This is a genomic window from Rhodocaloribacter litoris (assembly GCF_011682235.2).
Lineage (GTDB): Bacteria > Bacteroidota > Rhodothermia > Rhodothermales > ISCAR-4553 > Rhodocaloribacter > Rhodocaloribacter litoris.
The window spans coordinates 3,879,930-3,905,651 of sequence record NZ_CP076718.1; the positions used below are offsets into that span (position 1 = coordinate 3,879,930).

Sequence of the window (25,722 nt, forward strand, 5' to 3'; positions counted from 1 at the left end):
GGTTTGAGGGGGTTATCGGGATGTTCCTCCGGGTTTGCGTCGTTGCCGGAGGCCGAGCGGGTCCTCCGGGTCGATCCCCGGCTTGAAGGGCGTGTGTCGGTCGAGGTCGGTCACGCGGTAGACCAGGCCCAGCCAGTTGTTGAAAAGGGCCTTGGCCGTGTCGCCCCAGGTGTTATCGAGGTGGGGCAGGAACGCGTCCTCGGGGAAGGGCGGCGGTTCGATACCCAGCCGCCGGGCGCGTTCCGCCTCCTCGCGGTACCGGTCGGCGAGGGCGGCGGCTTCGGGGGGGAAGTAGTGTTCGGGATAGGGCGGGTAGTCGTCCCGCTCCCGGCGGACGTAGCGGAAGACCTCGCGCTTGTATTCCTTGAGCAGGCTGTTGGTGTCGTACTCCGGGTGTCCCTGCAGGTAGACGAAGCGCAGGTGGTCCGGGCTGACGGCCATGTGGACGCCCGCCTCGGCGCTTTCAACCAGCACCACCAGCCCCGCCGCCTCGAGCTGTGCCCGCGTGACCTCGTTCCAGCGGGAGTGGGGCACGTCGAACCGCGTGTTGACGTCGGCCAGAAGGGGATGCCGGCCCGTGATGCGGTGCGCGTACACGCCCCATTGCTTGCGGGGCAGCCGCTGCCGGTCGATGCCGTGGAAAACCTTCAGCAGGGCGTGGGTGGCCAGGCAGGAACACAGCACGGAGGTGACGTGCTCGCGGGCCCAGGCGATGACCTCCACGAGCGGCTCCCAGAACGGCTCCTGGTCCAGCAGGGGCCGCGCCACGTTGGCGCCGGTGATGATGAGCGCGTCCAGCCCTTCTTCCTTCAGGGTCTCAAAGTCTTCGTAGTAGGCGTCGAGGTAGGCGCGGGCCTCGGGGGAGCGGGGCAGCCCCGGCACCGTGAAGGGGTGCACGAAGAACTGCACGATCTTGTTACATCCCCCGATGAGCCGCATGAATTGCCGCTCGCTTACCTGCAGGGCCGCGTCGGGCATCATGTTCAGCAGCCCGATGTGCAACTCGCGGATGTCCTGGTGCAGGGCGTACTCCAGCGGCAGGACGTCCTGTCCGGCGTGACGCAGCTGGTCGAAGGTGGGCAGGGGGGAGTGGGCCACGAGCGGCATAGCGGTGTCCTCCGGGAAGCCAGGAGAATACGGCACGGTTGTACCGGCGGAACCCTGCTCGTAGTCGCCGCAGGTAGGCGTGGAACGAATCAGGACCGGCCGGGCTCCACCGGTCTTGCGATGCTTCGGCCCGAAGATACGTATCGCGCTCCGGTCCGGAAGGCGCCGGTCGTTGAAGAGCGCGTAAACTAACCGGTTCGGTACCGCTTCCAGGGTTTCGGGGGCTTTTCAGGCTTCACCCGGGATCGGTTTCGCTCGTCACGCCGCCAGCGACGATGCCCCCGGCCCTATCGATGCTCCTTCGCCCGTGCGTAGATCGTGTAGGGGCCGTAGGCCAGGGGCGGTGGGGGCGCGCCCTCGGGACAGGCGTAACCGGCGGCGTGCGGGCAGAAGGTGCCCAGCGAGGTAAGCCCGATGGCGCGGAGGCTGCTATCCGCCGTTTTGCCGAGCCGGTCGTGCTCGAACACGGCGAAGTCGATCCGGTCGAACAGTTCGGTGAGGTGCCGGCGGGCGGCGGGATTGTTGCCCACGATTTCCCAGTTTGGGGCATAGAGGTGCCAGCCGAGGGGGCGCCCGGGGAAGTAGAGCGGGAAGGTGCGGTCCAGGTAGACGCGGTGTGGGCCTTCCCCGATGACCTCCCGGCTCATCCGGTAGAGGCCGGCCGGGTCGCGGGCGTCGGCCTGCCGGAACGTGAGGAGGGGACGGGCGACGAGGGAGACGGCGACGGCCCATCCTGTGAGCCCGAGGGCCGCGAGCCGGAGGCCCCGGCGGGTCGTCGTGGCGGCCGGGCTCTCGAAGGCGGGGGCGATCAGCAGCGCGGCCGCCGGGGCCAGGTAGGGCAGCAGGTAGAGGACGCGGCCGCTGTAGATGAGCGTCAGGGAGACGAGCACGTAGCCGCCCAGCAGGGCCAGGGCCATCCCACCCGCCCGGCGGACGAGCAAGCCGGCCAGGCCGGCCAGCACCAGCGGGGCCGATGGCAGGAGCACGCCGGCGACGTCGTCCACACGCAGCAGGCGCCGGAGCAGGCCCTGGAGCGGGGCGCCCGTGCCGGCGCTGGAGGCCAGGAACAGGCGGGCGTCCTCGATCAGCATCGCGGCGGTGGGGAGCAGGGGCAGCAGGGCCACGAGGGCGGCCAGCAGACTGCCGCCGGCGAAGGCGCCCAGCCGCCGGGTGACCCCGGCCGGTCCTTCCCGGCGGAGCGCGCCGTGCAGCAGGGGGATGAGTTCGAGCAAGATCAGCGGGTAGAGAATGACGGCCGACTGCCACAGGAGCGGCGCCAGCGCGGTCAGGGCACCGGCCAGGGCCAGGCGAGCCTGCGATCGGTACGGCGGAGCTTCATCCGCACGGCGGAGCAGCAGGCAGGCCGCCAGGGCAGCGGCCATGGCCCAGCCGTCCACCCGTCCCCCCTTGTAGCTCTTGACCATCAGCGGGTCGAGCAGGAAGGCCAGGGCAGTCATGAGCGCGGCCGCCGCGGGGAGGCGCCGGGCCAGGAGCCAGGCGAGCAGGGCCGAGGCCGCCAGGAACGCCCCCAGCAGGGCCGCCAGCCGTGAGCCCGCCGGAGAGCCCCCGGCCAGCCGGTAGCCGGCCTCGTGCACGAGCGGCGCCACGTAGGACCACACCCGGATGGGTCGCCCGGTCGTCGGCGACCACTTCGCCGACCAGGCGCTCTCCGGCTCCAGCACCAGCCGCCCGAAATCGACCTGCTGCACCTCGTCCTGCCATAGCGGGGGCGACGTCGTGAGCGTGAGCAGGTGGACGGCCAGCACGAGGGCCAGCAGGCCGGTCCAGAGGCGCCAGGGATGCCGCATCGTCCAGGGACCGGAGCGGACACCGCGCGCCGGGTGAAGAGGGCCGGAAGGGGCGTTCATGGCAGGCCGGCGGCGTCGGTGGGAGCGGCTTCGGAGGCGGCGGGCAGGGAGGGCGACCGGGGCAGGGTCTCGCGGATGACGGACCGGGGCCGGCGTTTGACTTCCTCGTAGATCCGGGCCAGGTAGAGGCCAATGACGCCCAGGCTGAGCATCAGCAGGCTGCCGATGATTTCCAGCAGCAGGATGACCGTGGTGAAGCCTTCCACGGCCTGGCCCATCCACCATTGCACGAACACCTTCGTACCCAGGACCAGCGCGAAGACCAGAAAGAGCAGCCCCGCCAGGGTGATCAGCTGGAGCGGCAGCGTCGAGAACGACGTGATGGAACGGGTGAAGAAGGCCGCCAGCTTCGGGAAGCTCCACTTTGAGCGGCCCTGCGCACGTTCGGGCACGGAGAAGGGGATCTGGAGGCGTTCGAAACCCATCCAGGCCACCAGTCCCCGGAAGAACAGGTTGCGTTCTTCGAGCCGGAGGAGCTGGTCCACCGCACGGCGGTCCAGGAGCTTGAAGTCGGAGGAGCGTTCCAGGCCGAAGCCGGAGAGCCGGTTCATCAGGGTGTAGAAGGCCCGGGCGCCGAGGCGGTGAAGGAGTTTTTCGTTGCCGCGGTCCATCTTGATCGCCTCCACGACCTCGACCCCGGTCTGTTGCCACAGTTCGATCATACGGGGGATGAGGGCCGGCGGGTGCTGAAGGTCGCCGTCCATGACGAGCACGGCCTGCCCACGGGCCTGTGCGAGCCCGGCCCACAGGGCGGCCTCCTTGCCGAAATTGCGGGTCAGCCGGATCCCGCGCACACCGGTGCGGTCGTCGCAGACCTGCCGGATGAAGGCCCAGGTGTCGTCCTGCGAGCCGTCGTCGACGAAGAGGATCTCGTGCGAGGGTGCGCAGGCCCGAAGGGGCGGCTCCACGGCGCGCAGCACATCCAGCACGCCGGCGCCCTCGTTGTACACCGGTATCACGACGGAAAGCAGGATGGACGGGGAAGGCATCGGGCGGCGGGCGGAGAAACGACGGGACACGGGGGCGGGATCGGCAGGCCCACCGGTAAATATAATGCCCCGAACCTTCATCCGAAGGTCGTTGATCGAAGGGAAAAAACTTCATACCTTCAAAAGCTATTTCGAAGGTGTACCGGGCACACGAGACGGGTTGCATGCGTTGCCTGCGGTCGACATGGGTTTTGCGGCTGGTGGTCCTCTGCCTGGGGGTCAGCCTTTTGCCGGTGCTGCTGGCGCCGGTGGCGCAGGCATCCCGGCCCGTCGCCCTTCCGTTTTCGGACTGGCTCCGGAGCCTGGTGCGCGAGCCGGTCGATGAGGCGTTCGAGCAGGCGCTCGCCCAGGCGGAGGCCCGGCGGCCCCGGTCGCTCCACGCGTTTCTGACGGCGTTCGTCGAGGCCTACGAGGCCGGGCGGGGGGCAGCCGCTGTGGCGGTGGTGTTCACGGGGGAAGCCCTTTCGGCGGAGGCCCTCATCCTGTACCTGCAGCGGCGGTACCAGCGGCTGGTCGGAGAGGGTTTGCTGCCGCGCACCGAAGTGTCGTCGGCGGTTGCCCAAGGAAAGACGTCCGAGCGCTCCGGGTCGCTGCCGGTGTTTCAGCGGGAGCGCCGCTCCGGCGTGGTGGACCGGGTCGTCGCCCCGTGCCGCAGCGGGGCGCTCGGAGCGGAACGCGCCCGGCACCTGTGCTTGTCTGAGCAGCCGCTCGGTCCCTAGCTTCTCTTCCGGCCCGCGCCGGCGGGCCTGCCCGTCTTTTCGTTTGACACCGGTCTCCGCCGGCAGGCGGGCCGGTGATCCCGCGCCGCCGGAGGTCCGGCAGGGCGGTTCACGCAGCTTTACCAATCGTCTCGATATCTGTCATGCAAGGGAACGGGTTTAAGATTTTCGTCACCGTCTTCTTTCTGGTGCTCTGTGGCTACTACCTCTACCCGACGGCCAAGAGCTATTACTACAACCAGAAAATGGCCTCGATGACCGAGGAGGAGCGGGAGGCGTACCTGCAGGAGCATTTTCAGGAGATTCGCAGCGCACAGGAGCGGGCCCTCAAGCTGGGGCTGGACCTGCTGGGCGGGATGCACGTGACGCTCGAGGTGCGCGTCGATGAGCTGATCCGGGCGCTGGCCACCGATACGGACGAAACGTTCAACGAAGTGCTGGCGGCGGCGCGGCAGCGGGCCGTCTCGGGCGACGTCTCCGTCATCGACGCTTTCGTCGAGGAGTTCGAGCGGCGGGATCCGCAGGCCCGCCTCTCCCGCTACTTCCGCAACGAGGAGGCCGGCATCACCCGCCGCTCCAGCAACGCCGAGGTGGCGGACTACCTGCGCCGCCAGGCCGAAGAGGCCGTCGACCGGGCCATCTCGATCGTGCGGGACCGCGTCGACCGCTACGGGGTCAGCGAGCCGTCCATCCAGAAGCAGGGCACGCGGCGCATCGTCGTCGAGTTGCCCGGCATTGACGACCCCGAGCGTATCCGCGGGCTGCTCAAAGGCACGGCCCGCCTGGAGTTCCGCCTCATGGCCGACCCGGCGGAGCTGCAACGGGCGCTCCAGCGCATCATCGAGCATTATGAAACAGGGCTCGACTCCAGCCTCGTCGACACGAGCGCCGTGGCCGAGGCCGACACCACGTTCGACCCCGCCTCCCTCATCGACGAGGACGAAGGGACCGGCAACCGGCTCCTCGATGTGATGCAGCCGGTGGGGCAGGGCGTCATCTTCGGCAGCGTCCTCGAACAGGATACGGCGAAGGTGAATGCCCTGCTGCGCGACCCGGCCGTCCGGGCCATGCTGCCTCCGAACGTGACGCTCATGTACACGGCCTCGCCTCAGGGCACCACACCCGACGGGCACGAGGTCTATTACCTGCTCGGCGTGCGCGAGGAGGTCGAACTCGACGGCAGTGTCATCACCGACGCCCGGGTGGACTTCGACCAGTTCACCAACCAGCCGGAGGTGACGATGACGATGAACTCGGAGGGCGCCCGCACCTGGTCCCGTCTGACCGGGGCTAACGTCGGGCGCAACATCGCCATCGTGCTCGACGGCGTGGTGTATTCGTATCCGACCGTCAACGAGCGCATTCCGAGCGGGCGTTCGAGCATCACCGGGCTGGCCTCGCGGGCGGAGGCACAGGACATCGTGACGGTGCTCAAGTCCGGGGCGTTGCCCGCGCCGGTGGACATCGTCGAGGAGCGCACCGTCGGGCCGAGCCTGGGGCAGGCCTCCATCCGGGCCGGGTTCAACTCGGTCGTGATCGGTCTGCTGCTGGTGGCGCTCTTCATGATCTTCTACTACCGCACCGGCGGCATCGTGGCGGACCTGGCCCTCATCCTGAACATCATCTTCATCCTGGGGATCCTGGCGGCCTTCGGCGCTACGCTGACGCTGCCCGGCATCGCCGGCATCGTGCTGACGATCGGTATGGCCGTCGACGCCAACGTGCTCATCTTCGAGCGCATCCGGGAGGAACAGACCACCGGCAAGACACTCAAGGCGGCCATCGAAGGCGGGTATTCGAAAGCCCTCAGCGCCATCTTCGACGCCAACATCACGACGTTCTTCGTGGGCGTGATCCTCTACTCGTTCGGCGTCGGGCCCATCCAGGGGTTTGCCGTCACGCTCATGGCGGGCATCCTCTCGTCCATGTTCACCGCCATCGTCTTCACCCGCATCATCTTCGACTACCTGGTGATCGAGCGCCGGATGGCCGTCAGCTACGGCTGAGCCGCCGCGGTGCCTCGAAACGACCCCTCCGGTGCTCACCGGGGGCGCACGAACCGGTTACACAGGCCGCTTCGGCGGCAACAAGCATAGAGAAACGTCATGCGTATCTTCGAAAACACCCAGTTTGATTTCATCCGGAGCCGGACGAAGGGATATCTCTTCTCGGGGGTGCTGTTGCTCATCAGCGTCGTCTCGTTCTTCGTGCACGGGCTGGAGCTGGGGATCGACTTCAGGGGCGGCATGGAGTTCGTCGTCGAGAGCGACCAGGAGCTGTCCACCGTCCGGATCCGCGGGATCCTGGCCGATGCGCTGGGGGCGGATCCGGAGGTGAAGACCTTCGGGGAGAACGCGCTGCTCGTCCGGACGCTGGCCGAGGGAGAGATCACCCAGAAGCAGCAGCAGATCATCGAGGCCATTGCCGGGGCCTATCCGGAGGCCAACCCGCGCGTGGTCAAGACGGACATCGTCGGGCCGCGCTTTGCCGAAGACCTCAAGCGGGGCGCCATCTATGCGGTGCTGGGCTCGCTGCTGGTGATCTTCCTCTACATCCTGATTCGCTTCGAATGGCGCTTCGGCGTCGGGGCGGTGGCCGCCCTTTTCCACGACGTGACGATCACGCTGGGCGTCTTCTCGCTGCTGCACGGCTTTCTGCCGTTCTCGCTGCAGATCGACCAGGCCATCATCGCCGCCTTCCTGACGATCGTCGGCTACTCGCTCAACGACACCGTGGTCATTTTCGACCGCATCCGGGAGTACACCACCCTGTTCAAGACGGAGCCGTACGATCAGGTCGTCAACCGGTCGATCAACAACACGCTCAGCCGCACGGTCATCACCTCCGGCACCACCTTGCTCGTCGTGGTGACGCTCTTTATATTCGGAGGCGAAGTGCTGCGCGGGTTCGCGTTTGCGCTGATCGTCGGCATCCTGATCGGTACGTACTCGTCGATCTTCGTTGCCTCGCCCATCGTCGTCGAACTGCGGCAGCAGTCGGCAACCCGCCGGTAAGCAACGTGTCCACTCCTATCAAGCCCGGAGGCCCAATGAACTTTAGCGTTGACGAACGATACAACGCCGTCGTGATCACCCTCAAAGGCAACGTCATGGGCGGCCCCGACGGCGCCAAGCTGCATGAGACGTTGCACGAGCTGAAAGAGCAGGGCAAGACGAACGTGGTGGTGGACCTCTCGAAGGTGAAGTTCATGAACTCGAGCGGGCTGGGGATGCTCATCAGCGGGCTGACCACGATGCGCAACGCGGGCGGCGACCTGCGCCTGGCCAACGTGGCCGACCGCATCCAGTCCCTCCTGGTCATCACGAAACTGATCACCGTCTTCAAGCACTACGACTCGGTGGAAGAAGCCGTGAAGAGCTACGAGGAGGCGTGATCCTTCGGCGGGGCACGGCGTAAGCTGTTCGGGGCGCGCCGGAGGTTCGGCCCGGACGATCCCGCCGAAACACCGGCCGTGAACAACGACGAAGGCGGCGAGGTGGCCCTCGTCGCCTTCTCTTGTGTGCATGCGTTGCGCGTTGAACGTTGCACGTTGAACGTTGCACGTTGAACGTTGCACGTTCGGCGCTTTTTCGAATCAGCATCATTCCGGAGCATCATGCCAGTCACCATCGTCATCGGGAGCCAGTGGGGCGACGAGGGCAAGGGGAAGATCGTCGACCTCTTGAGTGATCAGGTGGACATCGTGGCCCGCTATCAGGGCGGTGCCAATGCGGGGCATACCATCTGCTGGGGCGACGAGACGTTCGTGCTCCACCTCGTCCCGAGCGGCATCTTTCACGAGGGGGTCACGTGTGTGATCGGCAACGGGGTCGTGCTCGATCCGGTGGCCGTCCTCGACGAGATCCGCATGATCCGGGAGCTCGGCTACGAGGTCGAGGGGCGGCTGCTCATCTCGCACAACGCCCACCTGATCATGCCGTATCACAAGCGGATCGAGGCGGCCCGCGAGCAGGCCCGCGACGCCGGCGCCATCGGCACGACCGGCCGCGGCATCGGTCCCGCCTATGTGGACAAGTTCGCCCGCACCGGCATCCGCGTCGTCGACCTGCTCGACCGGGACGTGCTGCGCGAGAAACTCCGGGTCGCCATCGAGGAAAAAAACGCGATCCTGCGCAGCATCTATGGCGCCGAGGAACTGGACGTGGAGGCGATCATCGAGGAGTACGTCGAGTTCGACCAGCTCATCGACCCGTATGTGACGGACACCACGGAATACCTGTGCCATGCCCTGCAGGAGGGCAAGCACATCCTGGCCGAGGGGGCCCAGGGCGCGCTGCTCGACGTGGACTTCGGGACGTACCCGTTCGTCACCTCCAGCCACCCCACGGCGGGAGGCTGCTGCACGGGGCTCGGCGTGCCGCCGACGGCCGTCCGCCGCAGCATCGGCATCGTCAAGGCCTACTGCACCCGGGTGGGCAACGGTCCCTTTCCCACGGAGCTGCACGACGAGACGGGCGAGCGGCTGCGGCGCGTCGGCCACGAGTTCGGCGCCACCACGGGCCGCCCGCGCCGCTGCGGCTGGCTCGACCTGGTCGCCCTGCGCTACACGTCGATGGTCAACGGCTTCACCGACTACGCCATCACCAAGCTGGACGTGCTCACCGGGCTCGACGAGATCAAGGTCTGCGTCCGCTACCGCTACGACGGCAAGGAGACGACCCGCTTCCCCGCCGAGGTGCAGACACTCAGCCGCGTCGAGCCGGTCTACGAGTCGCTGCCCGGCTGGAAGGAGGATATCACGGGCGCCGAGCGGGTGGAGGACCTGCCGGCCGCGGCGCAACGCTACCTGCAGTTCATCGCCGGGTATACGGGGGTGGACATCAGCCTGGTCTCCACCGGGCCCAAGCGTGAGCAAACGATCCACGGCGCGGGGGTTCGTATCCGCGCCGCCGTCTGAGGGGCGGCCGAACCGGGTCCGGGCGGGCGGGTTGAAGGGGAGCAGATGAGGCGCTGCGCCGCGGCCGGCGGTATCCACCCCGTACCCGCGTCGTTTTCCCGTTTCCCAACCCGCCGAAGAGCATGCGAGCCTATCGCATATCCGTCAACCTCAAGCTCGGGCTGATCGTCTTTGCCGTGCTGATCGCCGTGGCGTCGCTGGCCTACACCAACCGGCTGGTGCGGCAACTCGGCGAGCGGGAGCAGTCGATCATGCAGCTGTGGGGGAAGGCCTACGAGCAACTCTCCAAGGCGGCCCAGCCGCAGGAGCTCAACCCCTACCTGCCCGAGTTGCGTGCCCTCGAAGCGTTGCTGCGCCGGTGGCAGGCCGGGGAGGGCGCCGGCCTGCCATCGCCCGAAACGATCGAGCGCTACCGGCGCGCCGTCCTGTGGGCACAGAGCATGCCACAGACGAGCGAGCTCAGTTTCATCACCGACGCCATCCTCGTCCCGAACACGTTCGACATCCCGGCCATCGTGGTCGACGCCGAGACCGGGCGCCCTGTCAACTGGCGGAACGTGCCGGGAGTACCCGATACCCTGTCGATACGCTCTGCGGAGGATTCGCTGCGCCTGATGCACCGGCTCGAAGCGCGTCTCGACGCCATGGCCGCCGCCTTCGAGCCCATCCCCATCCGGATCGACTACGGCGATCAGCGTCTCGAACAGCGCCTCTACTTCGACGAATCGAACCTGGTCAAGCAGCTCCGGGTCTTCCCGTACGTTCAGCTCCTCTTCGTGGGGCTGTTCATCCTGGTCGGTTACCTGGGCTTCTCTTACGTTCGCCGGAGCGAGCAGAGCAGCCTGTGGGTCGGTATGGCGAAGGAGGCGGCGCACCAGCTCGGCACGCCCATCTCCAGCCTCATGGGCTGGCTCGAGGTGCTTCGCCTGCCCGGCCTGCCGCCCGCCGAGCGGCAGGCGGCCCTCGACGAAGTCGAGCGCGACGTGGAGCGCCTGCGACGGGTGGCGAACCGCTTCTCGGACATCGGCTCGTTGCCGAAACTGGAGCGGATGGCGGTGGCGCCCGTGGTGGCCCACACGGCCGACTACATCCGCCGTCGCCTGCCGCAGCAGGGCAAGCGGGTCCGGCTCGAGGTCGACGTGCCGCCCGACCTGCAGGCCCCGCTCAACCCCGAACTGTTCGAGTGGGTGGTGGAGAACCTGCTCAAGAATGCCCTCGATGCCATCGAGACGGACGAAGGCCGCATCGAGGTGCAGGGATGGGGAGAGAACGGCAAGGTGCACCTCGAGGTGCGTGATACCGGCAAGGGCATCGACCGGCGGCAGTGGAAGAACGTTTTCCGGCCCGGTTACAGCACCAAGAAGCGGGGCTGGGGGCTGGGCCTGAGCCTGGCCAAGCGCATCGTGGAGGACTACCACGGCGGGACGCTCACGCTGGCGGCCTCGCGCCCGGGGCAGGGCACCACCTTCCACATCGAACTGCCGGCCGGGCGCTGAGCGGCGGGGTCAGAAGGGGAAGCGGATGCGGTCGCGGAGGGTTTCGGCGTCGCCCGCGATGACGGCCACGAAGATGTCGTCGCGGTGGCGCCAGACGAGCACCTGCCGGGTGCCGAGGTCGTGCAGGTCGAAGTGGTCCTCGCTGGCGATCTGGAGGAGGATGTCGCGTTCGAGCTGGATGCGGTTGCGGTGCTGCTCCAGGAAGGCGTAGTTGAAGGTGTAGATGGTGATCGGCGCCTCCGTCTCGACGTCCTCGAACAGCAGTACCGGGACCTCGGCGCCCTCGACCAGGGCCTGTTGCCCGACGCCGAGGAGCACGGCATCGTCGATGGCGGGGATCGTGACGCGCCGGCCGAGGCGATCCCGGACGTAGCGTTCGGCCTGCTCGGGGCTCGGCGTGTGGAAGGCGGGCTCGACCGAGGCCGCCTGGCGTGCCGCGAGCAGGATCAGGCTGGTCTCCGGCGGTTCCGGAGCCGGCGCGAGCTTCGTGAGGCCGTAGCCCACGAGCCCGGCCGACACGATGAGGGCCGCAGCCACGAGCAGCGGGCGGAGACGACGCCGGAGACGGTGGGCGAACGATGCGGCGGACGCCGGCGTCCGGGCAGCGGGCCGGGGGCGGGCCTCGCCGGCCTCCGGGGATCCGGGCGGGGGCAGGCGTTCCGGCAGGGTCGGGGGGAGCGGTGCCAGTTCGGCCTTCATCAGGCGCTGCAGGGCGTCGGGGAGCCACTCGGCCGGATCGTCGGGGAGGTCGGCCAGCAGCCGGCGTTCGGTTTCGTCGGCGGCGGCGTGCACCATCCGGCTCAGCTGTTGCCGGGCCTCGGCCAGCTGCCGGCAGGCCGTCTCCGGATCCATCTCCAGCACCGGAGCGGCCTCCATGCACGAGAGCTGTTCCACGTCGCAGAGGGTCAGCAGCAGCCGCGGAGTCTCCGGCAGGGTGAAGAAGGCCGCCGGCAGCAGCCGGTCCACCACACGCCGGTTGTGCCGGGCACGGAGGGCCTCCGGCACGGCGGCATGGCCGGCGGGGCCGGTGGTGGACCGGTGGATCTGTAGCATCACGTGCAGCAGTCCCGCTTTCGTCAGGGGAACGGGTGAGGGCGAGGCGGTGGTGGCCCGCCGGAGCGTGGCCGCCACCAGGTCGGCCGCCTCCGTTTCGTCCGCCGTGAGTAGCTGGGCGAATGCGTAGAGGCGCTCCAGGTGCTCCTGATAAGCAGGTGGATAGGCCGTCATGGGTTGCAAGGCTCATGGGCGCCGGAGCGCCCGGTTCAGCGCTCCGGCTCAGACGAAGACCACATTGACCGGAGCGCCCTTTCGAATGCCCAGCAGCTCGGCCGCGTTCCCTGCATTGACGGCGATCTCGAGAAAATCGCTGCTGCCGAAGAGCACCAGCGGTTCGCCGGAAGCCACCTCGCCATAGGTGCGGTGCAGGCGTTGCAGGATCGTGTTGCCCACGAAGCATTTGATGGCGCGGCCGTTGCGGGCTTTCTCGAACGCCTGGCGCGGGATGTTGGTGATGCAGTTGCCGAAGCGGTCCACGTGGACGACCCAGCCCTGGATACCTTCCTCGTCGATGAGGGGGAGGGCCCAGTGCAGCGGCTGGAGTGTTTCGATGGGTGTGCCGACGTCGGCCAGGGTGCGCCCGGCCGTCAGGTGTGCCGCGACCGGGGCGAAGATGTCCCGCCCGTGGAACGTGTCGCTCGGCGAAGGGGTGCGCCAGAAGGCGGGCCGGTTCAGTTCCACGGCTTCGTCGGGCGGGCCGTCGAGCAGCAGGGGGAAGAGGCCGTTGTCGGCCCCCACGAACCAGTGGCCTCCCTTGCGGAGGGCGACGGCCCGGCGCCGGGTACCGACCCCGGGATCGACGACCACCAGGTGCACCGTGCCGTCCGGGAAGTACGGGACCGCGCCCCGGAGCACGAACGCGGCTTCCATGACGTCCTGCGGGGCGATCTCGTGCGTGATGTCGACCATCGTCACCGACGGGTTGATGGACAGCACCGTGCCCTTCATGGCCGGGACGTAGGCGTCGCGCGTGCCGAAGTCGGTCGTGAGGGTGAGCAGGCGAGCAGGAGCAGTCATAGACAGGTTCATCCGGGGCTGGAGGGACACGTTCGGGGCGTTACCCCGGTTTCTCTCCAGCGTTTCAAGGGCGGGAAGGCCGCCCCTGTTTTCAATGATCGTTGAAAAAAGGTGGAACAGCGCCGCATGGCGTCAGTCATAGAGGCATCACCATGGTCGGTGCCGGAGGCCGGGTACGCCGCAGGGGACGGTGCCGGCCCGTGGAAGATACGCCGTTTGGACGATGAGCGAGCAACAGGATCCGCGTTCGAATCATGCCCTGGAGGCGCCCTCGCCTCGTTACCGGGAGGCGCTCGAGCGGTTCGTGCTCTTCTGGGGCGAGATGGCTTCCAACTGGGGCATCAACCGGACGATGGCGCAGATTCACGCGTTGCTCTATGCCTGTGAGGATCCGCTTGACACCGACGAGATCATGGCACGGCTGAAGATCAGCCGGGGCAACGCCAACATGAACCTGCGCTCGCTCATGAACTGGAACCTGGTTCGCAAGGTGCACCAGCCCGGCTCGCGCAAGGATTTCTATACGGCCGAGAAGGACGTCTGGCAGATCACGGCACAGATCATCAAGGAACGCGAGCGCCGGGAGATCAAGCCCGTCAAACAGCAGCTCCGCGAATGCCGGGAGCTGCTCACCGGGGCCCGCGAGGAGGCCTCCTGTGCGGAGCTCGGCACCTATGAGCGTCGGCTCTGCGAGCGCATCGACAACCTGATGGAGCTCATGGAAGTGTTTGAGGGTTTCTCCCGGGCCCTGCTGCCGTTCATTCAGGAACAGAATGCCCCCATGATCCGGCAGTTCATCCAGATCGCAGAGGAGTTCCACAGTACGTCGTCGACCTCCGGTGAGTGACCGCGCCATGCCTACCGGTACACGGGTAATGTTACCGTTCAACGAGGTGCTGCGGGCGTTGCGGGCAATTCATGCCAAGATCCTGCTCGAGCCCGACCGCGTCCGCATCCTGGAGCACATCGCCACCACGGCCATGACGATCTTCCGGGCGGATGCCTGCCGCATCCACCGCTACGACGCGCAGACCGGGGCGTTCCAGCGCGAGGCCAGCGTGGGGCTCGGGGCCGAATGGAAACACCTGCCTCGCCGGGACGGCACGGGGGCCCGGGCGCTGAAGACCGGCAGCCACGTCTGGGTGGACGATCCGGTCCGGCTCAACCCGGTGGTGCGCAAGGCCGGCATCACCCGTTCCGGCGTCTTCCCGCTCCACCCGAAAGGCGCCCGGCCCGTGGGGGTGCTCTACCTGCACTACCGCGAGCATCCCGGTTTCTCGGAAGAAGAACGCGACCTGGTCTATCATTTCGCCTACCACGCCGGCCTGGCGATCCAGCTGGCGGAACTCCGGGAGAGCGACAGGCGCCACATCCAGGACCTGGAGGCCCTGCGCGAGGCCGTCTTCTCCGTCGCCGAGGCCGCCACGCTGCGGGGTGCCCTCCTGCGCGTGGCGGATCGGGCGATGCGGGTGCTCCATGCCGATGCCGCCATCCTGTATCCCTGGGACGAGAACGAGCGCACGCTCGACCGGGAACTGGTCGTCGGGGCCGGGCTCGACATGGACCGTTTCCGCATCGCCCCGCCCCGGCCCAACGGCCTCACCCACACCCTGATGCGGGCCGGGACGCTGGTCGTCGAAAACCTGGCACACCTGACGCCCGAACAGGCGCACCTGGTGGCCAACCTGCGAAGCCACATCATGGAGCCGAACGGCCTGTGCGCCTTCATCGGTGTCGCCCTCCAGGTGGCCAAACGGAGTGTGGGGGTGCTCTATGTCTTTTTCCGGGCACCGCACACGCCGAGCCTGGAGGAACTCAACACGATTCGCATCTTCGGCGAGATGGCGGCCACCCGCATCGAACTGGCCAAGCTCTCCGAGGCGCAGCGCAAGGCCGCCACGGCCGAGGCCATCGCCACGCTCAGCGCCGCCGCCGCCCAGTTTGCCCACAAGATGGCCAACGTCGCCGGCACCGTGCCCATGATCATCGACGACATCGTGCACAAGCTGCGGGCCATCGGCGTCGAGGACGACGGCATCCTGGCCCGGCTGGATCACCTCCGGGAGGACACGCTCGGCCTCATGGAGATGGCCGACCAGCTCCGCCTGCGCGACATCGGCAAACCCGAACCGGTCGATCTGGGACAGGTTGTCGAAAAGGCCGTCAAGGCGGCCCACGTCCGCAGCCTCAACCCGGACCTGCAGGTGCATAACGCGGTGCCCCCGGGCACGACGCAGGTGCTCGCCGCCGAGGTGCTGCTCGTCGACATCATCGTAAACCTGCTCCACAATGCGGCCCAGGCCGGTGCCCGGCGGATCGAACTCTCGGCCAGCCTGCGCCCCGAGGACGAGATGGCCGACCTGCACGTCCGGGATGATGGCTCGGGTATCGCCCCGGAGGACCAGGAAAAGGTGTTCATGCCCCTCTACTCGACCAAGGAGCGCGCCGAGTCGGATCCGCACGGGATCGGGCTGTGGGCCTCCCGTTACCAGATCGAACGGATGGGTGGTGAGATCACCCTGGAAAGCACGCCGGGCGTTGGCACTTGCTTCACGATTTCCCTTCCCGTACCCGGATAACGTATCTTCGGTTGTATCCTGCAGGCCAAATCAAACCGAGGTTCTTGTATGCAGCAAAAAGAGGAAGTGCTTCTGGTCGAAGACGAGCGCGCATGGCAACGCGAGCTGAAGCGTATCCTGGAGGAGGGGGGATATGCCGTGCGCGTCGTGGACAACTACGAGGACGCCGTCAGGGTGTTGAAGGAGCATGCCGTGAAGGTGGCGGTGGTGGACGTGAGCCTCAACCCCGGCGATGCCTACGACCGGCAGGGGCTGGCCGTCATGGCCGAGGCGGGATTGCCGGTGGTGTGTGTCAGCGGATACCTCGGCGAGGAAGAGGTCAAGGCGCTGCTCCGGGACGGCAAGGCCGAGTGGTTCTTTGCCAAGCAGTCGTTTGCCGGCAAGGAGAAGCGCTTCCTGGATGCGGTCGGGTACTCGCTCGTCGTGGCCCGGCACGAGATCAGCGAGCGGTGGCGTATCATCGAGCACCACCTGCTCGCACGCGGCGACTGAGCCGGCTCCGGGAAGGTGCTCCAGAGACGCAAGGAAGCATGTCCACCAGGGAGATCGGGGATCGCGGCGAGGCGCTGGCCGCCGCCTACCTCGAAAAGCAGGGTTATCGCATCCTCGAACGGAATTACCGCTTCGAACGGGCCGAGGTGGATCTGGTCTGTTTCGAACCGGCAGCGCGCTATGAAGAAGGGGGTGACCTCGTCTTCGTCGAGGTGAAGACGCGCACGGGACTCGGCTACGGGCGGCCCGAGGAAGCCGTCTCCGAGGCCAAGCGGCGCAGCCTCATCAAGGCGGCCGAAGCCTATCTGCACGAGCACCGCATGGACGGGATGCCCTGCCGCTTCGACGTGGTGAGCGTGCTCCTCGGCGAGGGCGAGCCGCAGATCGAACACTTCAAGGATGCGTTCTGGAAATTCTGACCCCGGACGGCTTTTTCCGGAGGCCGGGCGCCCGTTCACCCTTCGGCCACGTCGCCCGCCGGGGGCTCGGCGGGTGTGACCTCGACGACGATGGGCTCGCTCATCCCGCCGCCCGGCTGCGACGTCTCGACGGTGAGGTTGAGGCGGGAAGGCCGGGTCAGGTCTCCCGCGCCCAGGTGCACGAGCAGCTGGTCCGGCGCGACGAACTCCGTCTTGCGGGCAATGCCGTTGATGCGCACGACTGACTTGCCCTCTACGAAGTGTTTGCCGTGCACGGTGAGTACCTGATCGCTGCCGCCGGCGGCCACCCGGTCCGGCTCGACCCGGCTGACGACCGGCTTCGGGTAGGGCGGCGGGGTCTGCCGGGTGCGGAAGATCGTGTCGAAGACCTCACCGAGTTTGTCCGAAGCCTGGCGGGAGAACATCCCCACCAGCCCCGAGAGCCCGACGACACCGAAGACGTTCAGCCGTTCGAAGAGGCTCTCGTCGTCGCCGGGGCCTCCGATCGAGATCGCGAGCAGGCCGCCGCGTACGGCGAAGTAGACGATCAGGGCCAGGACGGCACCGACGAACGGCCGCATCACGTACCACCACGTCCAGGAGGCCGCAAAGGTCTTGTTGCCGACGTGATGGGTGAACGAGTTGGCGGCGTGCAGGAAGCTGCCGAAGGCGCCCGCGCACAGGACGAGCAGGATGAGCCGGATCTCGGGGTTGTCCCACGGCGAGGGACGGGCAGGGGGCTCCGGGGTGGCGGCCTGCCGGCGTGCCGGCGGTGCGCCGGAGCGCCGGAGGGCCACGGTGAGGACAGCCGCTGGCCGGATCGTCGTGTCTGCCGGCGCTACCTGCGCCGTGTCGGCCTGCGCGGGCACGCCCGCCGCACCGGTCGGCGCGGCCGGCCAGAAGCGCACCATCAGGAAGAAAAGCGCCACCGGGAGAGCGGCCAGGTAGAGCCCCAGCAGGAAGATTCTGATCCTGTAGCCGGGCGGCTTTTTCGGTTCTTCCAGGTCCTCGGAAAGAGGGGGCTCGGATTTCGGGGAGGCGGGCAGGGAAGGACGAGCATCGTTCATGGGCAGAGGCGAGGCAACATCCGTTCGCCGGTTTTCTTTCGTCGGGGGAAGGGTTACGGGCGCTGCAGGTCTGTCCTAACTATCGCTTTGTGCGGATAAAAACAAGGGCTTGTGCCGGAAGCGGCGGGAAAAGGGTTCCGGCTACCTGCTTCCGGGGTGGAGAGGACGGGTCGGAAGGTGGGAGGCGGCGTTCGCATAGAACTTACGCGGTTGAGCCCTGCTCAGTGGTATACCCTGAACTCGATCCGGTGCCGGGACACCGCCGCTCCTTCCGGCGGAAGTCGTATCTTCTCCGGTCCTTCTTTTCATTGCACGCGGTTCATGTCGTTCGAACTTCATCATGCGCACCCGTGGGACGTTTCGCCGGAAGAGGCGGTGGCCCTGCAACGCCGGCTGGCGGCGCAGGTCCGGGCCGTACCCCTCGAAACGTCGCCGAAGACCATCGCCGGGCTGGATGTGAGTGTCCGGGGGGACCGGGTGCAGGCGGCCGTCGTCGTGCTTTCCCTGCCGGAGCTTACCGTCGTCGACACGGCCGTCTGGGGTGGGCCGGTGACGTTCCCCTACATTCCCGGATTGCTCAGCTTTCGTGAGATCCCGGCCGTCCTGCCGGCGCTCGAACGCCTGCGCGTCTGCCCGGACGTGTTCATGACCGACGGCCAGGGGGTTGCCCATCCGCGCCGGCTGGGCCTGGCGGCCCATCTGGGCGTCCTGCTCGAACGGCCCGTCTTCGGCGTTGCCAAGACGCGGCTCTGGGGCACCCACACCGCCCCCGGGCACGAACGCGGCGCGACGGTCCCCCTGCTGGATGACGACGAAGTCATCGGCGCCGTCGTGCGGACGCGGGCCGGCGTCAAACCCGTCTACGTGAGCATCGGTCACCGCATCACCCTGGAGGAGGCCGTCCGCCTCACGCTGGCCTGCGCCCCGCGCTACAAGATCCCTGAACCGACACGGCGTGCCCATCACCTGAGCCGGGCCGGTTTTTAAGGTATTGTTCGCAAATGTTTAGGATATTGTTAGCGGAACCGCCGTATCTTGGACCGGCCGCCTGATGCCCTTCCGGTGCTGGATTTTCCGGAGAGGCGGGGAAGAACCGGCGGGTGTGAACGTTTTCCAGGTATTCCACAAAAAGGGATTTTCATGCGTGTTTCGACCATAGCGCCCCCTGAGGGCAAGCTGCTCGTGCTGTTGCCCGGTATGGGCGCCGTTGCCACCACCTTCATCGCCGGCGTCGAGGCCGTGCGGCGGGGGATGGCCAAGCCCATCGGCTCGCTCACCCAGATGCAGACGATCCGCCTGGGCAAGCGCTCCGAGAACCGCAACCCGCTCATCCGCGACTTCGTGCCGCTGGCGCCGCTGGAGGACCTGGCCTTCGCCGGATGGGACGTCTACCCGGATGACGCCTACGAGGCCGCCGTCCGGGCGCAGGTCCTCGACCCCCGCCACCTCGAGCCGATGGCCGACTTCCTCCGGAGCATCAAGCCCATGCCGGCCGCCTTCGAGAAGGCGTATGCGAAGAAACTCGACGGCTCGAACGTCAAGCAGGCGGCCAACAAGTACGAACTGGCCCGGATGCTGCGCGACGACATCCGCCGCCAGCTCGACGAGACCGGGGCGACCCGCGCGGTGATGGTCTGGTGCGGCTCCACCGAGGTCTATCTTCGCCCGGCAGCCTGCCACCAGAGCATCGAGGCCTTCGAGGAAGGCATGCGCAACAACGACCCGGCCATCGCGCCCTCGCAACTCTACGCCTATGCCGCCATCATGGAGGGCGTCCCGTACGCCAACGGCGCGCCCAACCTCTCGGCGGACGTGCCCGCGCTCGAACAGCTGGCCCTTGAACGCGGTGTGCCCATCGCCGGCAAGGACTTCAAGACGGGCCAGACCCTCATGAAAACCATCCTGGCCCCCGGCTTCAAGGCCCGCATGCTCGGCATCCAGGGCTGGTTCTCCACCAACATCCTGGGCAACCGCGACGGCGAGGTGCTCGACGACCCGGAAAACTTCCGCTCGAAGGAGGTCACCAAGTCGGGTGTGCTCGACACCATCCTCCAGCCCGACCTGTACCCGGACCTCTACAAGGACCTCTACCACAAGGTCCGCATCAACTACTACCCGCCGCGCGGCGACGCCAAGGAGGGCTGGGACAACATCGACATCTTCGGATGGCTCGGCTATCCGATGCAGATCAAGGTGGACTTCCTCTGCCGGGATTCCATCCTGGCCGCTCCCATCGTCCTCGACCTGGCCCTTTTCCTCGACCTGGCCGGCCGGGCCGGCAAGAAGGGCATCCAGGAATGGCTCTCGTTCTACTTCAAAAGCCCGCACGTCGAGGAGGGGCACGTGCAGGAGCATGACCTGTTCATCCAGCACTTCCGGCTGAAGAACACCCTCCGGGTCATGGGCGGCGAAGAGCCCGTCACGCACCTTTCCGAAAACTACGAATACGAGCAGTACGACCACTGAGCCGGAGGACTTCATGCCGGAGAAACCACGCACGGGCGTCATCCTGGCGGCGGGCTTCGGCTCGCGCCTGCGGGGCGTCTCAAGCGAGACATCGCTCAAGCCGCTCACGCCGGTGGCGGGGCGCCCTCTGCTCCTGCGCACGCTCGACAGCCTGGCCGTGGCCGGCTGCCGGCGAGCTGTCGTCGTCCTGGGTCACGGCGCAGAGGACGTGCGGGACGCCGTCCGGGCCGCCTACGACGGCCCCCTCGAACTGTCGTTCGCCTTCAACCCGCACTATGAGTTGAAGAACGGTGTCTCGGTGCTGGCGGCCCGCCCGTTCGTCGAGGGCACGTTCCTGCTCACCATGGCCGACCACGTCTTCGGGGACGAGGTGATGGCGCTGTCCGGCGGCCACACGCCCGCTCCGGGCGGGGCCACGCTGCTGGTCGATTACAAGCTCGACGCCATCTTCGACATGGACGACGCCACGAAGGTCCTCGAACGGGAGGGCCGCGTCGTGGACATCGGCAAGGCGATCCCGGAATACAACTGCATCGACACCGGGGCCTTCGTCTGCACCGAAGGGCTCCTGGATGCCCTCGAAGCCGTCTATGCCGCGCAGGGGGATGCCTCCCTCTCGGACGGCGTCGCCCGCCTGGCCGCCGAAGGCCGGATGTACGTGCTCGACATCGGCGACGGCTTCTGGCAGGATGTGGACACCCCGGCCATGCTCCGCCACGCCGAAACCATTCTCGAACAGCGGGAGCGGATCGGGGTGGACGGGTAACGAAACGCCGAACCGGAAACGAAAGGCACCGGGCGACGGAACTCTTTCCGGCCGTCCCGGTGCCTTCAGCGTTTTCAACACCAGCCGGAACGCGATATGGACAAAGTGCGCAAGTCGGATGCGGAGTGGCGGGCGCTCCTCGATGAGGAGACGTACCGCATTACCCGGCAGAAGGGCACCGAGCGGGCCTTCACCGGGCGGTACTGGGACCACAAGGAGAAGGGGCTGTACCGCTGCGCGTGCTGCGGGGCACCGCTCTTCGACAGCCGAACGAAGTACGACTCCGGCAGCGGCTGGCCGAGTTTCTACGCGCCCGTGGCGCCCGAGCGCGTGGCCACGGCGGAGGACCACAGCCTCTGGATGCGGCGCACGGAGGTACTCTGCGCCCGGTGTGACGCCCACCTGGGCCACGTCTTCGACGACGGCCCGGCGCCGACGGGGCTGCGCTACTGCATCAACTCGGCCGCCCTCCGCTTCGAGCCGGAAGACGGATCCGGCGAGGCCGCCTGACGCGCTCGACGAGGACGGTTCGCTCAGCCGGTGAGCCGGGCGTCGAGGACGATCTCCGCGCCGGCGAGCACCTTCGAGACAGGACAACCTTTCTTGGCGGCTTCGGCTTTCTCGCGGAACGTCGCCTCGTCGATGCCCGGCACGTCGGCCTCGGTGTGCAGCTCGATCTTCGGGATGTGGAAGCCGCCCTCGGGGTGCTTTTGCAGGTGGACCCGGGCGGTCGTATGGACACGGCGGGGCGGGTGGCCGGCCTGGGCGAGCCCGTGCGAGAGCGCCATCGAGAAGCAGCCAGCGTGGGCCGCGGCGATCAGTTCCTCGGGATTGGTGCCCGTGCCTTCCTCGAAGCGGGAGGCGAACGAATAGGCACCCTCGAAGGCGCCGCCGCCGAATTTCATGGTTCCTTTTCCGGAAGGCAGGTCGCCTTCCCAGACGGCTTCGGCTGTGCGAACAGGCATGGTGAATCGTCGGGTTGTTTTCTGGATGAATCGGCTCGCGCGCAATATAGTACCGGGCCGGGAAAGTCGGTAGACGGGCAGGTAAAGCCCGGCTGCCGGCAACCCGTTCGGAACGAAGACCGCATGCCTGCACACAATCTTTGAAGATCCCTGCCCGGGCGCCGTCGTACAAACGCGGCGACGTGGTGGGTCTTTTCGCCATTATCCACTACGTACCACGCCCTACGACCGCCCGGCCCGATCAACCCAATGCGAGCGCGCTATGGAACCCCCCCGCACGGTAACGGAAACGACGAAGCCGGTCGACGGCACTCCGGCCGTAGAACGGACCGAACTCAAACCAGCCCTCAGCCCGGCCATGCGTCTGGCCTTCCGCCTGGTGCAGTGGCTCGAGCGCATCATTGTCAAGTACTCTCCCCACGGCAACGCCACCTTCTTCGACCCGGACGAATTTCCCTGGGCCCGGCATCTGGAGGCCAACTGGCAGGTGATCCGGAAGGAGCTCGACGCCGTTCTCGAACACCAGGAGGCCCTTCCCAACTTTCAGGACATCTCGAAGGACCAGCGCTCCATCACCCGGGACGACAAGTGGAAGACGTTCTTTCTCTACGGCTACGGGTACAAATCCGAGGCGAATGCGGCCCGTTGCCCGGAGACGACGCGCCTCGTCGAGAGCGTGCCGGGCATGCTGACGGCGTTCTTCTCGATCCTGGCGCCCGGCAAGCACATCCCGGCGCACCGGGGGCCGTACAAGGGCGTCCTGCGCTACCATCTGGGCCTGCTCGTGCCGGAGCCGAAGGAGAAGTGCCGCATCCGCGTCGGCGACGACGTCCGGCACTGGGAGGAGGGCAAGGGACTCCTCTTCGACGACACGCACGACCACGAGGTGTGGAACGAGACCGACGGCACCCGCGTGGTGCTCTTCATGGACGTCGAGCGCCCGCTCCGCTTCCCGGCGTCCTGGCTGAACAAGCTCATCATCAAGCTCATCAAGTACTCGCCCGTCGTGCAGTCCGCCCGGAAGAACGAGCAGAAGTGGGAGATGAGCTTCGAGGACGTGATGAACCGGGCCCGCTGAATCGCGGTGTGCGTTCACCGTTGAACGTTGAACGGTGAACGTTGAGCGTTTAACGTTGAACGTGCAACGCGACGCATCAACGTCCGTTCGTCGGGGCGGCGTGGCGTTCGGGTTTCCAGGAGAAGATGTAGTCCACGTCCTCGTGGGCGACGGCCGTTTTCGTCAGCCGGAGGGGGCGGAACGTGTCCACCATGACGGCCAGTTCCTCGGTGCGCTCTTTCCCGATGGACGCCTCGACGGTGCCGGGGTGCGGCCCGTGCGCGATGCCGCCGGGGTGCAGGGTGAACGAGCCTCGCTCGATGCCGCGCCGGCTCATGAAGTCTCCTTCGGCGTAGTAGAGCACTTCGTCCGAGTCGATGTTCGAGTGATTGTAGGGGGCCGGGATGGCCTCGGGGTGGTAGTCGAACAGGCGGGGGACGAAGGAGCAGATGACGAAGTTGCGCCCGGCGAAGGTCTGGTGGACCGGCGGCGGCTGGTGAATGCGGCCGGTGATGGGCTCGAAGTCGTGGATCGAAAGGGCGTACGGATACATGTAGCCGTCCCAGCCGACGTAGTCGAACGGGTGATACCGGTAGAAGAGCCGGTGCAGGTAGCCGTGCTTGGCGATGCGGACTTCGAACGCCCCTTCCTCGTCGATGGTGATGAGCTCCGAGGGCGGGCGGATGTCCCGCTCGCAGAAGGGGCTGTGCTCGAGGAGCTGGCCGAACTCGTTCCGGTAGCGTTTCGGGAAGCGTACCTCCGAGAAGCTCTCGATGATGAGCACCCGGTTGCGGATGCCGGGTTTGAACCGCCAGCGGTGCGTGATCGTGCGCGGGACGTGCACGTAGTCGCCCTGCGAGAATTCGAGCCGGCCGAAGGGGCTCTCGAGCACCCCCTCGCCGTCGTGGATGAAGACGACCTCGTCCGCGACGGCGTTGCGGTAGAAGTAGTCCATCTCCGCCGTGGGTTCGGCCAGGGCCAGGCGCACGTCCTCGTTGCCCATGATGTAGCGCCGGGCGGTGAGCCAGTCCCCGCTGCTCTCGACCTCGAACCCCTTGATATGGCGGTGGCGGAGGGTGTCCAGGTCGGTATAATCCGGGGCGAAGGGGATCGGGTCCGCGATGCGCTCGACGACGGTGGGCGGGTGGAGGTGGTAGGCGATGGAGGCGATGCCGCTGAAGCCCTCCGCGCCGATCACCTCTTCGCTGTAGAGGCTCCCGTCGGGTTTGCGGAACTGGGTATGCCGCTTGTGCGGGATGGCGCCGAGTCGGAAGTAGTAGGGCATGGCGGTGGCGGGTTTGGGTTCAGAGGTTGCCGCGCCGGGCCTGTTCGCGCTCGATGGCTTCGAAGAGCGCCTTGAAGTTGCCCTTGCCGAAGCTGCGCGCGCCCTTGCGCTGGATGATCTCGTAAAAGAGGGTCGGGCGGTCCTCGACGGGCCGGGTGAAGATCTGAAGCAGGTAGCCCTCGTCGTCCCGGTCGACGAGGATGCCCAGCTCCTGCAGGCGGTCCACCGGCTCGTCGATCTTGCCGACGCGGTCCTGCAACTCGTCGTAATACGTGGTCGGGACGTAGAGGAACTCGACGCCCCGGTTGCGCAGGGCCGTGACCGTCGCGAGGATGTCGTCCGTGGCCATGGCCACGTGCTGCACGCCCGGGCCGCCGTAATACTCGAGATACTCCTCGATCTGGCTTTTTCTCCGTCCCGGTGCCGGTTCGTTGATCGGGAATTTGATCCGTTCGTTGCCGTTGGCCATCACTTTCGACATCAGGGCCGAGTACTCGGTCGAGATGTCCTTGTCGTCGAACGAGATCAGGTTCTTGAAGCCCATCACGCGGGCGTAGAAGTCGACGTACCGGTTCATCTCGCCGAGGCGGACGTTGCCGACGCAGTGGTCGACGTACTTGAGCCCGACCGGTTCGGGGCGCCAGTGCGGGTTGTTCCAGGGCTCGAAGCCGGGCATGAAGAGGCCGTGGTAGTCCCGCCGTTCGACGAAGGAGTGGATCGTGTCGCCGTAGGTGGCGATGGCCGCGACGACGATGCGGCCGTGCGCGTCTTCGAGCACCTCGGGCTCCCGCACGGGCCGGGCACCGCGCCGGACTGTTTCCTCGAAGGCGTACCGGGCGTCGTCGACCCACAGCGCAATGTCCCGGATGCCGTCGCCGTGGCGGCGGACGTGCTCGGCGATGGATGAATCCGCCGTCAGCGGGGCCGTGAGCACGAAGCGGATCTTGCCCTGCTGGAGCAGGTAGCTGGCCGCCTCCCGGTGGCCGGTCTCCAGCCCCCGGTAGCCGATGATCTGAAAACCGAAGGCACTCTGGTAGTAGTAGGCGGCCTGCTTCGCGTTGCCCACATAGAACTCGATGTAGTCGGTCCCGTTGATCGGGAGAAAGTCGACTTCGGAGGGGCGATGAGCGGGGGAGAGGACGGGCGTTTCGGCCATGACCATGTGTGGGATTGGGTGAGACGGAGCACGGGCTTGACCGGGCCGGCGGAAACGACTACGCCGATGCGGATTCCTGACAAAAAGCGCTTCCGGCCACCTGGTTTACACCGATCAGGCGGCGTTGCGTTCCGGTCCGGCGTATTTGTGAAAAATTTGGGTGTAAGATAGTTTTTTCAGAATAAAAATGTCAATAACCTGCTTTTTTACGAATAATATTTCCTTTTAGAAGGAAATGTGCGAATGTGGTGTATACATGCGGGAAAGGGGGGAGAGGCAGCGGGAAACAAAGGCCGCCGG

At 66.9% G+C, this 25,722-nt stretch carries 24 protein-coding genes; 15 read left to right on the forward strand and 9 right to left on the reverse strand.

Features of this window, described 5'->3' with window-relative positions:
* Positions 1 to 12: 12 nt before the first annotated feature.
* The 3 genes from metA to GQ464_RS16060 form a co-directional block, all read right to left on the reverse strand.
* Complete coding sequence (gene metA, locus GQ464_RS16050; RefSeq protein WP_166974000.1) at positions 13 to 1,107, reverse strand: homoserine O-succinyltransferase MetA; 1,095 nt, start codon at positions 1,105 to 1,107, stop codon at positions 13 to 15.
* Positions 1,108 to 1,394: 287 nt separating this feature from the next.
* Entirely contained in the window at positions 1,395 to 2,975 is a 1,581-nt protein-coding gene (locus GQ464_RS16055) for a hypothetical protein (RefSeq protein ID WP_166973571.1), read from the reverse strand.
* Entirely contained in the window at positions 2,972 to 3,964 is a 993-nt protein-coding gene (locus GQ464_RS16060; protein WP_228350367.1) for a glycosyltransferase family 2 protein, read from the reverse strand. The genes GQ464_RS16055 and GQ464_RS16060 overlap by 4 nt, the downstream gene beginning before the upstream one ends.
* A gap of 164 nt (positions 3,965 to 4,128) precedes the next feature.
* Here GQ464_RS16060 and GQ464_RS16065 point away from each other — a divergent pair, with 164 nt between their 5' ends.
* The 6 genes from GQ464_RS16065 to GQ464_RS16090 all read left to right on the forward strand — a co-directional run bounded on the left by GQ464_RS16065 (position 4,129) and on the right by GQ464_RS16090 (position 11,097).
* On the forward strand, positions 4,129 to 4,683 hold the full coding sequence (locus GQ464_RS16065; protein WP_166973574.1) for a hypothetical protein: 555 nt from the start codon (positions 4,129 to 4,131) through the stop codon (positions 4,681 to 4,683).
* Between the two features lie 143 nt (positions 4,684 to 4,826).
* A complete protein-coding gene (gene secD, locus GQ464_RS16070; RefSeq protein ID WP_166973577.1) occupies positions 4,827 to 6,689 on the forward strand; it encodes a protein translocase subunit SecD in 1,863 nt (620 codons plus the stop codon).
* Positions 6,690 to 6,788: 99 nt separating this feature from the next.
* The gene (gene secF, locus GQ464_RS16075) at positions 6,789 to 7,697 is read left to right on the forward strand and encodes a protein translocase subunit SecF (RefSeq protein ID WP_166973580.1); all 909 of its coding nucleotides are present in this window, start codon (positions 6,789 to 6,791) and stop codon (positions 7,695 to 7,697) included.
* A 35-nt stretch (positions 7,698 to 7,732) separates the two neighbouring features.
* On the forward strand, positions 7,733 to 8,077 hold the full coding sequence (locus GQ464_RS16080) for an STAS domain-containing protein (RefSeq protein ID WP_166973583.1): 345 nt from the start codon (positions 7,733 to 7,735) through the stop codon (positions 8,075 to 8,077).
* Positions 8,078 to 8,299: 222 nt separating this feature from the next.
* Entirely contained in the window at positions 8,300 to 9,601 is a 1,302-nt protein-coding gene (locus GQ464_RS16085; protein WP_166973586.1) for an adenylosuccinate synthase, read from the forward strand.
* 122 nt (positions 9,602 to 9,723) lie between these two features.
* Positions 9,724 to 11,097, forward strand: coding sequence for a sensor histidine kinase (locus GQ464_RS16090; protein WP_166973589.1), 1,374 nt, complete (start codon positions 9,724 to 9,726; stop codon positions 11,095 to 11,097).
* A gap of 9 nt (positions 11,098 to 11,106) precedes the next feature.
* Here GQ464_RS16090 and GQ464_RS16095 read toward each other — a convergent pair whose 3' ends face one another.
* Positions 11,107 to 12,324, reverse strand: coding sequence for a hypothetical protein (locus GQ464_RS16095; RefSeq protein WP_166973592.1), 1,218 nt, complete (start codon positions 12,322 to 12,324; stop codon positions 11,107 to 11,109).
* A 48-nt stretch (positions 12,325 to 12,372) separates the two neighbouring features.
* Positions 12,373 to 13,170 carry an SAM hydrolase/SAM-dependent halogenase family protein gene (locus tag GQ464_RS16100; protein WP_166973595.1) on the reverse strand — a complete coding sequence of 266 codons (798 nt, stop codon included), beginning with the start codon at positions 13,168 to 13,170 and terminating at the stop codon, positions 12,373 to 12,375.
* A gap of 223 nt (positions 13,171 to 13,393) precedes the next feature.
* Between GQ464_RS16100 and GQ464_RS16105 the strand changes: the two genes are divergently transcribed.
* From GQ464_RS16105 to GQ464_RS16120, 4 genes are read left to right on the forward strand one after another with little or no spacing between them, the layout of a single operon-like run.
* Positions 13,394 to 14,017 carry a GbsR/MarR family transcriptional regulator gene (locus tag GQ464_RS16105; protein WP_166973598.1) on the forward strand — a complete coding sequence of 208 codons (624 nt, stop codon included), beginning with the start codon at positions 13,394 to 13,396 and terminating at the stop codon, positions 14,015 to 14,017.
* Between the two features lie 28 nt (positions 14,018 to 14,045).
* Positions 14,046 to 15,749, forward strand: coding sequence for an ATP-binding protein (locus GQ464_RS16110; protein WP_166973601.1), 1,704 nt, complete (start codon positions 14,046 to 14,048; stop codon positions 15,747 to 15,749).
* 48 nt (positions 15,750 to 15,797) lie between these two features.
* On the forward strand, positions 15,798 to 16,241 hold the full coding sequence (locus GQ464_RS16115) for a response regulator (RefSeq protein WP_166973604.1): 444 nt from the start codon (positions 15,798 to 15,800) through the stop codon (positions 16,239 to 16,241).
* A 38-nt stretch (positions 16,242 to 16,279) separates the two neighbouring features.
* A complete protein-coding gene (locus GQ464_RS16120; RefSeq protein ID WP_166973607.1) occupies positions 16,280 to 16,660 on the forward strand; it encodes a YraN family protein in 381 nt (126 codons plus the stop codon).
* A 35-nt stretch (positions 16,661 to 16,695) separates the two neighbouring features.
* On the opposite strand, the gene GQ464_RS16125 is transcribed toward GQ464_RS16120, so the two are convergent.
* Positions 16,696 to 17,727, reverse strand: coding sequence for an IPT/TIG domain-containing protein (locus GQ464_RS16125; protein WP_166973610.1), 1,032 nt, complete (start codon positions 17,725 to 17,727; stop codon positions 16,696 to 16,698).
* A 321-nt stretch (positions 17,728 to 18,048) separates the two neighbouring features.
* Here GQ464_RS16125 and nfi point away from each other — a divergent pair, with 321 nt between their 5' ends.
* The 4 genes from nfi (at position 18,049) to msrB (ending at position 21,469) form a co-directional block, all read left to right on the forward strand.
* Positions 18,049 to 18,714, forward strand: coding sequence for a deoxyribonuclease V (nfi, locus tag GQ464_RS16130; RefSeq protein WP_166973613.1), 666 nt, complete (start codon positions 18,049 to 18,051; stop codon positions 18,712 to 18,714).
* A gap of 153 nt (positions 18,715 to 18,867) precedes the next feature.
* Complete coding sequence (locus GQ464_RS16135; RefSeq protein WP_166973616.1) at positions 18,868 to 20,193, forward strand: inositol-3-phosphate synthase; 1,326 nt, start codon at positions 18,868 to 18,870, stop codon at positions 20,191 to 20,193.
* 13 nt (positions 20,194 to 20,206) lie between these two features.
* The gene (locus GQ464_RS16140; RefSeq protein ID WP_166973619.1) at positions 20,207 to 20,959 is read left to right on the forward strand and encodes a phosphocholine cytidylyltransferase family protein; all 753 of its coding nucleotides are present in this window, start codon (positions 20,207 to 20,209) and stop codon (positions 20,957 to 20,959) included.
* A gap of 96 nt (positions 20,960 to 21,055) precedes the next feature.
* On the forward strand, positions 21,056 to 21,469 hold the full coding sequence (gene msrB / locus GQ464_RS16145; protein ID WP_166973622.1) for a peptide-methionine (R)-S-oxide reductase MsrB: 414 nt from the start codon (positions 21,056 to 21,058) through the stop codon (positions 21,467 to 21,469).
* A gap of 23 nt (positions 21,470 to 21,492) precedes the next feature.
* On the opposite strand, the gene GQ464_RS16150 is transcribed toward msrB, so the two are convergent.
* Positions 21,493 to 21,924: an OsmC family protein gene (locus tag GQ464_RS16150; RefSeq protein ID WP_166973625.1), complete on the reverse strand. Its 432-nt coding sequence runs from the start codon at positions 21,922 to 21,924 to the stop codon at positions 21,493 to 21,495.
* Between the two features lie 358 nt (positions 21,925 to 22,282).
* On the opposite strand from GQ464_RS16150, the gene GQ464_RS16155 reads away from it, so the two are divergent.
* On the forward strand, positions 22,283 to 23,002 hold the full coding sequence (locus tag GQ464_RS16155) for an aspartyl/asparaginyl beta-hydroxylase domain-containing protein (protein ID WP_272493480.1): 720 nt from the start codon (positions 22,283 to 22,285) through the stop codon (positions 23,000 to 23,002).
* A 76-nt stretch (positions 23,003 to 23,078) separates the two neighbouring features.
* Here the strand turns inward: GQ464_RS16155 and GQ464_RS16160 are convergent, their stop codons facing one another.
* Both GQ464_RS16160 and hppD read right to left on the reverse strand, forming a co-directional pair.
* Positions 23,079 to 24,266, reverse strand: coding sequence for a homogentisate 1,2-dioxygenase (locus GQ464_RS16160; protein ID WP_166973631.1), 1,188 nt, complete (start codon positions 24,264 to 24,266; stop codon positions 23,079 to 23,081).
* A 19-nt stretch (positions 24,267 to 24,285) separates the two neighbouring features.
* Positions 24,286 to 25,422, reverse strand: a complete 1,137-nt coding sequence (hppD, locus tag GQ464_RS16165; RefSeq protein WP_166973635.1) for a 4-hydroxyphenylpyruvate dioxygenase — start codon at positions 25,420 to 25,422, stop codon at positions 24,286 to 24,288.
* Positions 25,423 to 25,722: the final 300 nt, after the last annotated feature.

Excerpts from the sequence above, each read along its gene's own strand:
- GQ464_RS16115 (WP_166973604.1), top strand. The coding sequence starts at position 15,798 with ATGCAGCAAAAAGAGGAAGTGCTTCTGGTCGAAGACGAGCGCGCATGG.
- GQ464_RS16110 (WP_166973601.1), top strand. The coding sequence starts at position 14,046 with ATGTTACCGTTCAACGAGGTGCTGCGGGCGTTGCGGGCAATTCATGCC.
- metA (WP_166974000.1), bottom strand. The coding sequence starts at position 1,107 with ATGCCGCTCGTGGCCCACTCCCCCCTGCCCACCTTCGACCAGCTGCGT.
- GQ464_RS16100 (WP_166973595.1), bottom strand. The coding sequence starts at position 13,170 with ATGACTGCTCCTGCTCGCCTGCTCACCCTCACGACCGACTTCGGCACG.
- GQ464_RS16150 (WP_166973625.1), bottom strand. The coding sequence starts at position 21,924 with ATGCCTGTTCGCACAGCCGAAGCCGTCTGGGAAGGCGACCTGCCTTCC.
- GQ464_RS16055 (WP_166973571.1), bottom strand. The coding sequence starts at position 2,975 with ATGAACGCCCCTTCCGGCCCTCTTCACCCGGCGCGCGGTGTCCGCTCC.
- GQ464_RS16095 (WP_166973592.1), bottom strand. The coding sequence starts at position 12,324 with ATGACGGCCTATCCACCTGCTTATCAGGAGCACCTGGAGCGCCTCTAC.
- GQ464_RS16155 (WP_272493480.1), top strand. The coding sequence starts at position 22,283 with ATGCGTCTGGCCTTCCGCCTGGTGCAGTGGCTCGAGCGCATCATTGTC.
- GQ464_RS16065 (WP_166973574.1), top strand. The coding sequence starts at position 4,129 with ATGCGTTGCCTGCGGTCGACATGGGTTTTGCGGCTGGTGGTCCTCTGC.
- GQ464_RS16090 (WP_166973589.1), top strand. The coding sequence starts at position 9,724 with ATGCGAGCCTATCGCATATCCGTCAACCTCAAGCTCGGGCTGATCGTC.
- secD (WP_166973577.1), top strand. The coding sequence starts at position 4,827 with ATGCAAGGGAACGGGTTTAAGATTTTCGTCACCGTCTTCTTTCTGGTG.
- hppD (WP_166973635.1), bottom strand. The coding sequence starts at position 25,422 with ATGGCCGAAACGCCCGTCCTCTCCCCCGCTCATCGCCCCTCCGAAGTC.
- nfi (WP_166973613.1), top strand. The coding sequence starts at position 18,049 with ATGTCGTTCGAACTTCATCATGCGCACCCGTGGGACGTTTCGCCGGAA.
- GQ464_RS16085 (WP_166973586.1), top strand. The coding sequence starts at position 8,300 with ATGCCAGTCACCATCGTCATCGGGAGCCAGTGGGGCGACGAGGGCAAG.
- GQ464_RS16105 (WP_166973598.1), top strand. The coding sequence starts at position 13,394 with ATGAGCGAGCAACAGGATCCGCGTTCGAATCATGCCCTGGAGGCGCCC.
- GQ464_RS16140 (WP_166973619.1), top strand. The coding sequence starts at position 20,207 with ATGCCGGAGAAACCACGCACGGGCGTCATCCTGGCGGCGGGCTTCGGC.
- GQ464_RS16080 (WP_166973583.1), top strand. The coding sequence starts at position 7,733 with ATGAACTTTAGCGTTGACGAACGATACAACGCCGTCGTGATCACCCTC.
- GQ464_RS16120 (WP_166973607.1), top strand. The coding sequence starts at position 16,280 with ATGTCCACCAGGGAGATCGGGGATCGCGGCGAGGCGCTGGCCGCCGCC.
- GQ464_RS16060 (WP_228350367.1), bottom strand. The coding sequence starts at position 3,964 with ATGCCTTCCCCGTCCATCCTGCTTTCCGTCGTGATACCGGTGTACAAC.
- GQ464_RS16125 (WP_166973610.1), bottom strand. The coding sequence starts at position 17,727 with ATGAACGATGCTCGTCCTTCCCTGCCCGCCTCCCCGAAATCCGAGCCC.
- GQ464_RS16135 (WP_166973616.1), top strand. The coding sequence starts at position 18,868 with ATGCGTGTTTCGACCATAGCGCCCCCTGAGGGCAAGCTGCTCGTGCTG.
- GQ464_RS16160 (WP_166973631.1), bottom strand. The coding sequence starts at position 24,266 with ATGCCCTACTACTTCCGACTCGGCGCCATCCCGCACAAGCGGCATACC.
- secF (WP_166973580.1), top strand. The coding sequence starts at position 6,789 with ATGCGTATCTTCGAAAACACCCAGTTTGATTTCATCCGGAGCCGGACG.
- msrB (WP_166973622.1), top strand. The coding sequence starts at position 21,056 with ATGGACAAAGTGCGCAAGTCGGATGCGGAGTGGCGGGCGCTCCTCGAT.